A 13,119-nucleotide genomic window follows, 5' to 3' on the forward strand; every position below is an offset into this window, starting at 1 on the left:
CCCTACGGCCTCCGGCGACGCGCGGTCGCCGGAGGCTCGGTAGCCGCTCTCAGAGTCCGACCATCTTCATTCCGGTCTCGTTGTAGCGGGTGCCAGCGACCCCGATCCGGTCGACCAAAGTGTCGAGATCGGCGACATCGTCCGCCGACAGCGGCAGAATCGTCGCGCCGACGTTCTCGTCGATGCGCTCGGGTCGCCGGGTACCCGGAATCGGGACGACGAACGGGCCCTGCGCAAGCAACCACGCCAGTGCGACCTGCGCGGGCGTCGCGTTTCGCGTTGCCGCGAGAGCACGAACGTGATCGATGAGCGCCTGGTTCGCGGAAAGGTTCTCAGCCTGGAACCGAGGAACGGTGGCGCGCACCTCGCCTGGCGCGAACGTCGACTCCGTCGTGACCGTGCCGGTGAAGAATCCCTTGCCGAGCGGGCTGAACGGCACGAACCCGATGCCCAGCTCCACGCAGGTAGGCAGTACCTCCGCCTCGGGGTCCCGGGTCCACAGCGAGTACTCGCTCTGCACCGCCGTCACCGGAAAGACCGAATGGGCTCGGCGGATTGTCCCGGCCCCGGCCTCCGAGAGACCGAAATGCTTCACCTTTCCAGCAGCCACCAACTCACCGACAGCGCCGGCAACGTCCTCGATCGGCACATTCGGGTCCACTCGATGCTGGTAGAACAAGTCGATGCTTTCCACACCGAGACGTTGAAGGGACGCATCAGCGACGCGGCGAATCTGCTCGGGCCGTGAATCGGTGCCCTGCATCCGACCCTCGACGATATTCCACCCGAACTTCGTCGCGACGACAACCTGGTCCCGGATCGGCGCGATCGCCTCGCCAACGAGCTCCTCGTTCACGTAGGGGCCGTATACCTCGGCGGTGTCGATGAACGTGACTCCCTGCTCGATCGCGTACCGCAACACCCCGATCATGTCGTTCCGGTCACCCGGATTCGGACCGTAGGACATCGACATTCCCATCGCACCCAGACCGATGGCCGACACCTGCAGACCCTGACCGAGTATTCTTGCGTGCATCTCTTCCACCCTTCGGAGGTGTGTACATGTTCCACGGTCCAGTCAACCCGCCCGCGGCCGGATGAGGGAGGCCCTGTCCTTACCCCCTTGGCAGCGACGGATGTGCAAGCGACTGACCGTCAATCTTCCAGATGACACTTCGCGATCAACTCGGACAGCTGATTACGACGTGCACGTTGCTCAGATCGGCGAACATGACGTGCGCGAATTGCCGCGCAATCCAGGAGGCCGAGGCCGAGGCCGCCGGATCAACGCTCACGCTGTGGTGGTGATCGCATCAACTGTCGTGGATCCAGTAGTGGGTGGATCCAGTAGTGGCTAGCGCTCAACAGGAATTCAAGCCCTGCTCAACCATCGCCGTGTTCCTCATGCGGTTCGAGGCGTTCGTCCTAGCGAAGCTGACTGGGGCATCAAAGCCGCTTGGCGGGCCCTTTCGGCACAACGCGTGTTCGTGCTGATCGGTTTCGTGTGCCAGCCTTCGCCTTTCCTTTGCTGTTCTTTCAAAGCACCATTTGATGGTTCGAGGGTCTAACCTCGCGCCTGCTCAACAATCCATGCCGCGATCTGCGCGCGGGAGGTGAAACCAAGCTTGGCCAGTATGTGCTCCACATGACCCTGCGCAGTCCTCGGTGAAATCACAAGCTGTTGAGCAATTTTCTGATTGGTCATGCCTTCAGCGATCAGGTGGGCGACTTCGTGTTCGCGTCTTGTCAGATGTCGCGAGGCCTCTTCGGCCGACACAGAAGAACCGGACGGTTTCTCATGGAGAGCAAAGGCGATCGCAGCGTCAAATCCAAGCCGTTCGCCCTTGCGCTGGTTTGCAATAAATGAAGCGTCGCCTAGCTGCACGCGGGCGTTGCTCTCACATTCACTGTGGTAAACAAAAAGACTAGAGTGAATTACTGCGAGGCTCCCGACTGAACGCGCTAGCTCAGCGGCCGCGCCCATCAGTATCGCAGCCCGGCGCGCATCCTGTTCCTCACACGCGATCCAGGCCAGCGCCTCCAGCCCGGACGCGGCAAGACGCGGGCTATGCACTATACGAGTGATTTCCATCGATTGCTCGAGTAAACGCACTGAACGTTCGATGTTGCCCTGTCTCCACATGTCAATACCCAAAGCCCACAGCGAATGTGACCGATTCACCTTCTCGCCATAAGCGTCAGTGATTGCCAGCACCTTTTCGTGACATTCAATGGCTCGGCCCGTCTGTCCGCCCAGTCCATATGCCAAGCCCAATGGGTAGAGCGTCGCGACTTCGAGTACTCGTTCTTCACGTCCGCTGAAATTCTCCAAGGCGACCTGGAGGGAAGAGTACGCACGCGGCAGATCACCGCTGTATAGACCCAACATGCCCTCTGCATACGCGGCGAGAGCTAACATGGTGGTGTCGCCAACCTGCGAGGCCAGAGCGCGCCCCTCCTCCACGTATTCGGCCCCAGACTGTATGTCTCCTTGGATGGCAGCTATGACGCTTGCACACCCCAGGGCAGTGGCCCTTTCGCGGGTTAGGAGGCCGCTGGAACGTGACAGGAGACTGGAGAACCAACGTCGCGCCTCATTGTAATAGCCCTGAGAGATCCAGAACCAATAGAGCGCAGAGGCGGTGCGCAGGCCCGCGGCGGGGTCGTCGTCGACGGTGAATTCGAGGGCCTCCCGCAGGTTCGGTAGTTCCCGCTTCAGCCGGGCGATCCAGTCGAGTTGGTCGGCGCTGATCCACTCCGCCTCCGCCTCCAATGCCAAGGCCTCGTACCAATCCCGGTGCCCCCGGCGCACACTGAGGGATTCGCCGGTCTGCTCGAGTTTTTCGTAGCCGTATTCGCGGAGTGTCTCGAGCATCCGGAACCGCACCACCGGCCCGTGCTCCTCCCGAATCAGAATCGACTTCTCCACCAGCGACATCAGTGTGTCCAGCAACTCGTCCGTGCCCAGACCCTCACCACACACGCGCTCGGCCGCATCGAGTTCGAAGCTCCCCGCGAACACCGCCGCCCGGCCCCACACCACTTGTTCTTCGGCGGTGCACAGTTCGAAACTCCAGTCGACCGACAATCGCAGGGTCTGCTGACGCGTCGGCACACCCCGGCCGCCGCGACTGAGCAGTGTGTAGCGGTCGGTCAGCCGCTGCAGGATCTGCTCGGGTGACATCGCCCGCAACCGTGCGGCGGCCAGTTCGATCGGCAGCGGCAACCCGTCCAATCGATGACTGATCCCCGCCACCGCCGCCGCGTTCTCCTCCGTCAGCGCGAACCCGGGAACCGCGGCGGCGGCGCGGTCGGCGAACAACGTCACCGCATCGTATTTCGGCAACCCCCGCAAGGAGGGCCGCCGCTCGGGATCCGGCACTGCCAGCGGCGGCACCCGCAACACCGCTTCCCCACCGATGACCAGAGGTTCGCGGCTGGTGGCCAGGATCCGCAACCACGGACAGGTTCGCAGCAGCAGGCCCGTGAGTTCGGCGACCGCGTCCACCATCTGTTCGCAGTTGTCGAGGACCAGCAGCAGTTCTCTCGACGTGAGGAAATCGACCAGCACGTCCCGCAACGGCCGTGCCGAGTGGTCCCGTACCCCCACCTCCGCGGCCACCGCGTCGATCAACGACGACCCTTCACGCAGTTCGCCTAGCTCGACCAGGCGCACACCGTCGCCGTAGTCGCGTTGCACAGCCGCCGCCACCCGCATCGCCAGCCGCGTCTTGCCGACACCGCCGATTCCGGTCAACGTCACGAGCCTCGACCGGGCCAGCAGGTTCCTCGCCTCGGTGAGCTCCTGTCGGCGGCCGACGAAACTCGTCAATTCCAGGGGAAGGTTCCCCGTAATGCCCCGAGGGGTGGGTTGTACGGAATGGTGCCGATCGCCCGACGCCAACTGCCGATAGTTCCCCTTCGCGGCTGGGTCCTCGTGCAGGGCCATGTCGTCGACCGCAAGGTCGTGGTCGCGTTGCAGGGCGCGCAGTTCCTCGCCGAGGTCGGTGGCGGTAGCCGGACGCTGACCAGGATCACGGGACATCGTCCGAGCGATCACCGCAGACACATCCTCGGGGATGCCAAGCTCCCGCAGATCCGGCACCTCCTGCGTGGTGATCCGCAGAAACTGCGCCACCACCTGCTCCCCGCTACGCCGCTCGAACGCAGCATGCCCGGTCAGAGCACTGAACAGGGTGGCACCCAGGCCGTACACATCCGCCGCCGGACTCGGCGGATCACCGCCCAGCACCTCCGGCGCGGTATACGCTGGCGACCCGGTCACCGCGCCGGTCGCCGTCTCGAAACCCCCACTGATGTGCGCGATACCGAAATCGGCCAACTCCGGCTCCCCGTAATCGGTGAGCAAAATGTTCGCCGGTTTGACATCGCGGTGCAGGATGCCCAGCCGGTGGGCCGACTCCACCGCACCTGCTATTTTCACCCCCAGCCGCAACGCCTGGTCCAGCGTGAGCGGCCCGTCTGTCCGGATCCGGGTCTCCAGTGAATCCTGCGGGTGATACGGCATCACAATGTACGGACGACCGCTGCCGGTCGCACCGACCTGCAGAATATGGACAATGTTCGGGTGCCCTGTCAACCGCCCCATCGCCCGCTGCTCCCGAAAGAACCGGGCCCGATTCTCCTCGTCCAATTCCACGGTAAGCACCTTGACAGCCACCGTGCGATCCAGCTCCACCTGCGAGCAGCGGTAGACCACCCCGAACCCACCCCGGCCGATCTCCTCGGCATCGGCGAAACCGGTGCCTGCCAGCTCCGCGGCCGGGGACGGCGAGTACCGCTGCGTGTCGAGCGGATCACCTTCACCCATCGAACGGTCAACTCACTCCGTCGACTCATGTCTTCCCATGCACTGGCCCCGACGGCACGACCAGCACCCATTCAACCCTTGGACCACCTCTCGATGGCGTGCCCCAAGAGTATCTCTGCCATTGGTGTCCTGAAATGTGTTCTGCGATCATCCGCCTTTGGAATGTCACCCTTTGCGGCGATTCTCAACTGCCGCGTGCCTTGAGCAAGCGACTACCGAGAGACTGAGAGTCTCCCGCTTGCGTGTCCTGAATCCGGCAGAAGAACCGGCTGCGATTCCGTACTGAACTGCGTCTCGATCGTCGTGAGATTCGAGGCGATGGAATTCGTGATGTGATGAACGTGGGGTCCAGGCCGTTGGCTGCCACCAGTCTTTACTCATCTCAAGTTTGGTGGACGCGCAACATCCCGTGGGGGTTGGTTAGCTTCTTGTTGCGCAACGGTGGTCTCGTCGACAGTTGGTTCATTGGTCTATGCCAGGCCGACAGGAGTCGCAAAGCGTCGACTGAAGTGCTACCCGGTTCAGCCGTGTTTGTGCACACTATCAGCCTGGGATCCTTTGGCAGAGAGGGGGTTTCGCATATTTGGCTCATATCACCGACGAGGCTGCGGTGCACTCTCTTGACACCTGTTTGATGTTCATGCAGGTCGTGGGCGGCCCATCGCACCCGAAAGTCTTCGGATCGGGTCGCGAGCTCGCCAATAAGGTCGGTCAGGTCGCGGTCGTATGGGTTCTTGCCGGCAGCTACGTGAAACATGGCGAGGCTGAAGTCGGCCATGTCGTCCGCGCCACCCTGTGTCGGTGACGCCGCGGGTTGTCGCGACGACGCCGCGCACGGACCAGAAGATGAGATCCAGGTCGGCGTCGGCGGCATCCTCGCGGATGCGCCCGTGTTGCTTGGCTCGCGCCAGGAGTTCGAACAGGATCCGTCGGTACTCGTCCCGCAGCATCGTGGTCTCGTCGTCGTTCCACATACGGGACAAACATCCTCGGTTCGACGCCAAGATGGCACCGGTACCGTACAGAACCTGCTCGAGGCCTTCGCCGTCCGGTGCGGACAGCGCTTCGTCGGCAAGGGCCAGGAAGTCGTCGTATACCTGGCGGACGAGCTCACTGACCAATGCATCCTTGGTGGGGAACCGGCGGTAGAGGGTGCCGATCCCGACGCCGGCGACCCGGGCGATTTCGTCGACCCCCACATCCAGGCCGCGCTCGCTGAACACGGTCGCTGCCGCGTCGAGTAGCCGCTGCCGGTTCTCCGCGGCGTCGCGGCGCAGCGCCCTTCCGCTTCCCCGAACCCTCATGTCGGACTTCATTCGGATTCGTCGCCCACCAGAGTGCCGCCCGCGACCATCGCGAGTTCCGGGTGCCGCAGTGCGGCCGACTCCTCGAGATTCGTGGTCTTGTCCCGTTTCATCGCCGGGATGAACATGGCCGCAACGGCGCCGAGGCCCACTGCTGTGCCCAGCATGACGAATCCATGGGTGTAGCCGGATTCCTGCGGAACTCCCGCGGAGGACGCCCCCGCGGTGACGATGCTGGCCATGAGTGCAGCGCCCACAGAGCCGCCGATCGTGCGGATGTTCGCGTTCATACCGCTGGCGACACCGGTCTGTTCGGGTGGTACCGCTGCGACGACGACATTCGACATCGCCGAGAAAGCCAGTCCGAAGCCGATCCCGATCAATGACGTGGCAACGTAGATGTCGATTTCGGTGTCATGCGCGAACGCCACCACGAAGTAGCCGATCGCACCCACGATCGACCCTGCGATGAGCAGGACTTTCGAACCCAGCCGAGCCGCCAGGCGGCCGGAGGCGAGTCCGAGCAGGAACATTCCCACGCTCAGGGGCAGCAGCATCAGCCCCGACTCGGTGACCGAGGCGCCGAAGCCGTATCCCGCGGACGTGGGCGTCTGCAGGAACTGCGGCAGGAAGCCGAATGCGGCATACATGCCGACGCCCATCAGCAGGGCCAGCAGGTTGGCCGCCCAGACGCTGCGGATGCGCATCATCCGCATGTCGATCAGCGGGTTGGCGGATCGCGCTTCGGCGACCACCCATGTCACGACGATGACCGCGGCAGCCACCAGAAGCCCGACGACGATCGGTGACCCCCAACCCCATGTGGGCGCCTGACTCACACCGAGCAGTAGCGCGACGAGCCACCCGGAGAGCAGCAGCGCGGTGAGCCAGTTGATCTTGCCGGCAGTGTGCACGGGGGAGTCGGGGATCAGGATCTGCGCGGCCACCCCCGCGAGCACGACCATGATCAGCGGAATCCAGAACAGCCAGTGGTAGCTCAGCACCGTCACGATGGGACCGGCGAGGACGATGCCGAGACCTGCGCCGACAGCGGTGAGTGCGGCGATGATGCCGACAGCACCCGCCACCTTCTCCTCGGGGAACTCATCGCGGATGATGCCGAACGCCAACGGCAGGACACCGCCACCGATGCCCTGGATCACCCGGGCCGCGATCATTACCGGCAGAGATGTGGCGAGGGCGGCGAGCAGGGACCCCACCGCCAGCGCGGTGAGTGCAACGACGAACACGCGCTTCTTGCCGTGCATGTCGCCGAGCCGTCCCATGACCGGGGTGGAGATCGACGCCGACAACAGGTAGGCGGTCAACACCCACGTGACGTCGGCCTGAGTCGTGCCCAGTGCCGACTCGAGGGTCGGCAGCACCGGAATCACCAGCGACTGCAGAAGGGCAAAGGCGCCGACACCGATAGTGAGAACGGCAAATGTCAAATGATAGTGCGTCCGCGGCGAAGCGGTTTTCATGAATACTCCCAACGAAGCGGAGCGCTTACTCCCGCATGCACAGAATTTAGCATCCCTAAGCGAAAATCGACTGCCACGAGGGGCCACAGAACACACATCTAGCAGAATCTTGCATAATCGTCTGTAAGACAACTACTTTCGCAATATAGATCAGGATACCGCCCCTGAGGGGAACACATCCCCAAGGCGCGTCACTCTCCCGATCGGGCGATCACCACAGGGTCCACTGATGAGGAACCGAATTTCGGCGCCGGCGTTCGCGAACACGATGTCGAGCTTGCCCTGCCCCTGCAGGATCGTCGTGGCTACGGTGTCCATCTCGGTCTTCTTGGTGACGCGGGTGACTTGTGCCCGGGCGCCCAAATGTGCAACCGCATCGTCCAGCCGTGCCTGATCTCGACCTGCGATGTAGACCGTGGCGCCTTCTTCGATCATTCTCCTGGCCGCGCCGAGCCCGAACCCGCCTCCGGTGATCAAGGCGATCTTGCCGTCTAGCTGCGTCATGGTGGCTCCTTGGTCAACGCATGAATTTTCGTCGTAGAGGTAATCACTGATCTTGAACGTCGTCGCGATGCGCCTACGCCGGATCAGTGGGTAATCTCCCCGACCCTGGCTGTGCCACGATCTCCAGCGGTTCGCCTTTACGCTCAGTGACGTTAAAGCCTGGGCGCAACTGCAGGGGTGAGCAGATCCATGATGGTTCCAATGTCAGTAACGGCGTCTAAATTCAGCACGGCATCGACGACACGTTTGACGTCGCTCTGTGTAATCACTCCGTCAGCGTTGCTGTGGAACTTGGCGATCAGCTCTTCGGTCGTCATTACGCGAGAACCGCTACTCTCTCCATCTTGCTCGTGCACGAAGGTCCGCCCGCGCGCGGAGATCTCGACTCTCGTTGATGAGGCCGCACCACCGGACCCTGGGTGTGCATGGAAGGTGACTTTGTCCATCAGCGCCAGCACCGAGGGGCTGAAGACGAAATCGAATTCCTGCCATTCTTTCCCGATCGGTACCAGATGCGCGGCAGCTGCTAGGCAGTGGGCGATGCTGTACTGGGCATCGCGGACGGTTTCGATGGTCCGGTTGAGCCAGATCGGCTGTTCGAAGAAGGCTTCACCCCACGCTGCGATTCCCTCGATTTCGTGGGGATCAAGGTGGTTCGCCTCGACGATCCCGATTACCGAGTCGAGCATCGGATGCATAATTGAGCAATTCGGGTAGCGTTTGTAGACAACCCGATCAGGGAACCGCCAGTCGCTGCCCAGCCCAGCCGTGATCCGTCCGGGATCCCAGTGCGAGGCGCCTGTGAACCGAGGGTAACCGTACTCCGTGTCGTCGAGCAGCTGCAGGTCGCCACGATGCCCGAATTCGGCCAAGTGCGCCGCCGTCAACGCGGTCTGGGTGAGTACACCGGGAGGGAGATGTTTGATCGTCGTGCTCGGAGCGTGTTTGATCCACGCGAGCTTCGCGTTGACAGGTGCTATCCCCCCGGCAATGCCCAACGCACTCGCAAGAACATCCTGCGGAAGCTTCCGTATGAGGCCTACCGCGGCGGTCGCACCGAACACTGTACTGCTGTAGCCGAATACGGGAGCCACGGAGCACTGGCCGTCGTCGTACCACCGCAAAGGTCCCATCGCTTCACCGAAGCGGTACGACATCTCGTGTGCCACAGCAAGCGACACAATTAGGTCCTGCCCCGACCTCCCCAGGCTTTCGGCGAGCGCCAGAGCGGGAGGCAGGACATACGGGGTGACATGCCCCGGCTGCATCACTGCGTCGTAGTCCAGGGCAAGCACGAGCTCGGCGTTGGCGAACGCGGCTCCGAACACCGAGGCCCTTCCACTAGCGCCGATGATCGTCGCTTCGCCTGACGATCCGCTCAGTATGCGACCGTACTCGATAGCAATACGGGAGCCGGATTCGCTCCCTGCCGCCAACGCACAACCAAGCGAGTCGAGAACAAGCCGCTTGATCTCGTCAATGACGCGGCACGGTAGTTGCACGAACGAAGTGCAATCACTGAACGCGGCCAATTGTTCAACGATCGAATCCGTCACGGCAGGTCCTTCCTACGACGACCCTGCTGAGGCGATTCAGTCTTGTTGACATCACAGCCTCTTTTGCATTTGCCCACAATCACTCTCATTTCTTCCACTCTCATTTCTTCGAGGTCATCGCGGGTGCGGCTACTGTGGTCGAAGCAGTGAGGGCTCGCGATATGCCTTCGACACGGTCCCTGGCGTCGCCGAAGAGCATCTGGGTGTTCGCCCGGAAGAACAGCGGGTTCTGAACGCCGGCGTAGCCAGTGGCCATGGACCGCTTGAACACGATGACGTTCGATGCTTCCCAGACACGGAGAACCGGCATGCCGGCAATGGGACTGCCGGGATCCTCGGTTGCCGCAGGATTAACCGTGTCGTTCGCTCCGATGACGAGCACGACGTCGGTGTCGGCGAAGTCGTCGTTGACCTCATCCATCTCGAAGACGATGTCGTAGGGAACCTTCGCCTCGGCAAGCAGCACGTTCATGTGCCCGGGCAGTCGCCCCGCGACCGGATGTATACCGAATCGCACGTCAACACCGCGTTCGCGGAGGATGCGGGTCAACTCCGCCACTGGGTATTGCGCCTGAGCGACGGCCATCCCGTACCCGGGAACGATGACGATTGACGACGCAGAGGCGAGCAGCTCTACCGCCTCGTCAGTGCGGATCTCGCGGTGCTCACCATGGTCGGTCTCTGCGCCGGTATGGATTTCGATGCCGAAGCCACCCGCTATGACCGAGAGGAAGGACCGGTTCATCGCCTGGCACATGATGTAGGACAAGTAGGCACCGGAGGAGCCGACCAGCGCTCCGATGACGATGAGCAGGTCGTTGCCGAGCAGAAAGCCTGAGGCGGCGGCAGCCCACCCGGAGTACGAGTTGAGCATCGACACTACGACCGGCATGTCGCCACCGCCGATGCTGGCCACCAAATGCCAACCCAGGGCGAGGGCGACGATCGTAACGACGCCCAACTCCCACAGCAGCGGGTGGACCACGAAGGCGATAGTCAGACCGGCGAAGAGCGTGAGGGCTCCGAGGTTGATCAGATTCTTACCGGGCAATACCAACGGTGTCGACTTGATCCGGGCGGACAATTTGAGAAACGCGACAATCGAGCCGGTGAAGGTCACCGCGCCGATGAAGACACCGATGATGACCTCGGCATGGTGGATGCGGGCCAGTGCGCCGCCGAGGTGACCGGAGGCAAGGTAGCCGTTCCAGCCGACTAGCACTGCGGCGAGGCCGACGAAAGAATGCAGCAACGCGATCAGCTCGGGCATTCCGGTCATCGCGACGATGCGAGCACGCCACAGTCCGATGACAGCGCCGGTGACGACCGCAATCACCAGAAGCGCGACCGACACGGCACCAGCCCGTCCGTCGAAGACGAGGCCGACGGTGGCGACCAAGGCGATGACCATGCCAGCGATTCCTGCTGTGAGACCTCGCTTGGCGGTTTCGTGCTTGGACAGGCCTGCCAGCGAAAGAATGAACAAAAGGGATGCGACAAGGTACGCCGCAGTGGCAGCCGAGGGGAACGACATCTCAGGATCCCTTCGAGAACATGGCGAGCATGCGGCGGGTTACCGCGAAGCCGCCGAAGACGTTGATGGATGCGAGGAGGATCGCAATGGCAGCGAGGAGGCGGGCAATGGTGTCGTTGGCGCCGACCTGAAGAAGGGCACCAACCACGATGACACCGGAGATAGCGTTGGTGACCGACATCAACGGGGTGTGCAGCGCGTGGTGAACCTTCCCGATCACGTAGTAGCCGATCACGATTGAGAGTACGAGGACGGTGAGGTGCCGCGGGAGCGGTTCGGGTGCATAGGCGGTCAGAAGAAAAAGCACCGCAACCGCCATTGACGCCAGCCCGAGTTTGGCACCGGTGGACAACGACTTCTGCTCGCTTACCGGTGCGGGTACTGAGGGCACTGATAGCGGTTCGGGTACGGAGCTGACCTGCACCGCAGGCGGTGGCCAGAGCTTGTCGCCGTTGCGGACGACGGTGATCCCGCGCTGGACGACGTCGTCGAGGTCCAGGGCCCACTGGCCGTCCTTGTTTGGGGTTACCAGCTTGGCGAGGTTGATCAGATTGGTGCCGTATAGCTGAGAGGCCTGGGTGGGCAGTCGTCCTGCGAGATCGGTGTAGCCGATGATGGTGACGCCGTTGCCCGTCCGCACTACCTCGCCGGCGACGCTGCCTTCGACGTTTCCACCGTGAGAGGCAGCCATGTCCACTATTACCGAACCGCTCGACATGCTCGCCACGTCCGCAGCAGTGATCAAGCGAGGGGCGGGGCGGCCGGGGATCAGTGCGGTGGTGATGATGATGTCGACGTCCCGTGCTTGTTCGGAGTAGATCTCGGCTGCGCGCAGGTTATACGCCTCGCTGGTCGCCTTCGCGTACCCGTCCGAGGAGTGCATTCCGTCCTCGTCGACCTCGACTGCCAAGTACTCGCCGCCGATGGACTTGACCTGGTCGGCGACCTCCGGGCGCGGATCGGTGGCACGCACAATCGCGCCGAGGCTGCTGGCTGCGCCGATCGCCGCCAGGCCGGCGACCCCCGCACCGGCGACGAGAACCTTCGCTGGAGGCACTTTTCCAGCGGCGGTCACTTGGCCGGTAAAGAAGCGACCGAACTCGTGGGCTGCTTCGATGACGGCTCGGTAGCCGGCGATGTTGGCCATCGAGCTGAGCACGTCCATCGACTGCGCACGCGAGATGCGTGGAACAGCGTCCATTGCCAGAGCCGTGACCCGGCGTACAGCGAGTTTGTCGACCAAATCGGGGTTATAGGCGGGGTGGAGCAGCCCGACGAGGGTCGCACCGTCCTGTAGGCGGGCGATCTCGTCGTCGGTAGGAGCGTTGACCTTGATGATGATCTCGCTAGTCCAGGCCTCGCCGGTCGTAACCACGGCAGCACCTGCCGCCGCGTAGGCTTCGTCGGCAAAACTGGATCGTTTCCCCGCTCCTGACTCGACAAGGACGTCGTATCCCAGACCGATCAATTGCCTGACGGTAGCGGGGGTAGCCGCGACCCTCGTCTCCTTCAGATGCGACTCGGCCACGACGCCGATGGTGGCGGCGGCGCGCGCAGTCGTAGTGACTGGGTAATCTGCTAACACTTCAGAGCTCGACACCGTGAATCTCCCTTCGCCGACGGTCAGCGCCCGAAACGAATCGCCGATCGCGGCGGATTCGCGGAACCGGACTGATCGCACGAGTCGTATGGTTCGTCGCCGACGGTGACGCAGCGAGCGAGTTCCATCGCGTCCGCACGCAGATGCGCTGTGACGGTTGAGCGTTGTGGTTTGGTTCCTCAGATTTCGTTCTTGACAGATATCGAACTCATCAGAGTTCGATCTTGTTGTTGTCCTGGCCGAGCTTCGGTGCCGGCGACTTGATCTGACCGGGCGTCCGGGACAACCGCGGGACCGGAGCCGGCA

General features: G+C 62.8%; 9 protein-coding genes and 1 pseudogene. 1 reads left to right on the forward strand and 9 read right to left on the reverse strand.

Going from position 1 to position 13,119, the window contains the following annotated elements:
- Positions 1–49: 49 nt before the first annotated feature.
- Complete coding sequence (locus tag ACFU5V_RS41000) at positions 50–1,036, reverse strand: aldo/keto reductase (RefSeq protein WP_378706903.1); 987 nt, start codon at positions 1,034–1,036, stop codon at positions 50–52.
- A gap of 131 nt (positions 1,037–1,167) precedes the next feature.
- Here ACFU5V_RS41000 and ACFU5V_RS41005 point away from each other — a divergent pair, with 131 nt between their 5' ends.
- Positions 1,168–1,308 carry a hypothetical protein gene (locus ACFU5V_RS41005; RefSeq protein WP_378706905.1) on the forward strand — a complete coding sequence of 47 codons (141 nt, stop codon included), beginning with the start codon at positions 1,168–1,170 and terminating at the stop codon, positions 1,306–1,308.
- A 256-nt stretch (positions 1,309–1,564) separates the two neighbouring features.
- Here ACFU5V_RS41005 and ACFU5V_RS41010 read toward each other — a convergent pair whose 3' ends face one another.
- The 8 genes and pseudogenes from ACFU5V_RS41010 to ACFU5V_RS41045 all read right to left on the reverse strand — a co-directional run bounded on the left by ACFU5V_RS41010 (position 1,565) and on the right by ACFU5V_RS41045 (position 12,750).
- The gene (locus ACFU5V_RS41010) at positions 1,565–4,831 is read right to left on the reverse strand and encodes a protein kinase (protein WP_378706907.1); all 3,267 of its coding nucleotides are present in this window, start codon (positions 4,829–4,831) and stop codon (positions 1,565–1,567) included.
- 382 nt (positions 4,832–5,213) lie between these two features.
- Positions 5,214–5,705: a hypothetical protein gene (locus ACFU5V_RS41015; RefSeq protein WP_378706909.1), complete on the reverse strand. Its 492-nt coding sequence runs from the start codon at positions 5,703–5,705 to the stop codon at positions 5,214–5,216.
- A pseudogene (locus tag ACFU5V_RS41020) lies at positions 5,617–6,135 on the reverse strand (TetR/AcrR family transcriptional regulator); the annotation flags it as partial. The pseudogene ACFU5V_RS41020 and the gene ACFU5V_RS41015, both read right to left, overlap by 89 nt.
- 8 nt (positions 6,136–6,143) lie before the next feature.
- Positions 6,144–7,619 carry an MFS transporter gene (locus tag ACFU5V_RS41025; RefSeq protein WP_378706911.1) on the reverse strand — a complete coding sequence of 492 codons (1,476 nt, stop codon included), beginning with the start codon at positions 7,617–7,619 and terminating at the stop codon, positions 6,144–6,146.
- 150 nt (positions 7,620–7,769) lie between these two features.
- The gene (locus tag ACFU5V_RS41030) at positions 7,770–8,123 is read right to left on the reverse strand and encodes an SDR family oxidoreductase (RefSeq protein WP_378706913.1); all 354 of its coding nucleotides are present in this window, start codon (positions 8,121–8,123) and stop codon (positions 7,770–7,772) included.
- 152 nt (positions 8,124–8,275) lie between these two features.
- Positions 8,276–9,679, reverse strand: a complete 1,404-nt coding sequence (locus ACFU5V_RS41035) for an MmgE/PrpD family protein (RefSeq protein ID WP_378706915.1) — start codon at positions 9,677–9,679, stop codon at positions 8,276–8,278.
- 100 nt (positions 9,680–9,779) lie between these two features.
- Positions 9,780–11,213: a Re/Si-specific NAD(P)(+) transhydrogenase subunit beta gene (pntB, locus tag ACFU5V_RS41040; RefSeq protein WP_378706917.1), complete on the reverse strand. Its 1,434-nt coding sequence runs from the start codon at positions 11,211–11,213 to the stop codon at positions 9,780–9,782.
- A gap of 1 nt (position 11,214) precedes the next feature.
- Positions 11,215–12,750, reverse strand: a complete 1,536-nt coding sequence (locus ACFU5V_RS41045) for a Re/Si-specific NAD(P)(+) transhydrogenase subunit alpha (protein WP_378706919.1) — start codon at positions 12,748–12,750, stop codon at positions 11,215–11,217.
- Positions 12,751–13,119 lie beyond the last annotated feature (369 nt).

The organism is Rhodococcus sp. NPDC057529 (assembly GCF_042802055.1).
Classification (GTDB): Bacteria; Actinomycetota; Actinomycetes; order Mycobacteriales; family Mycobacteriaceae; genus Rhodococcus_F.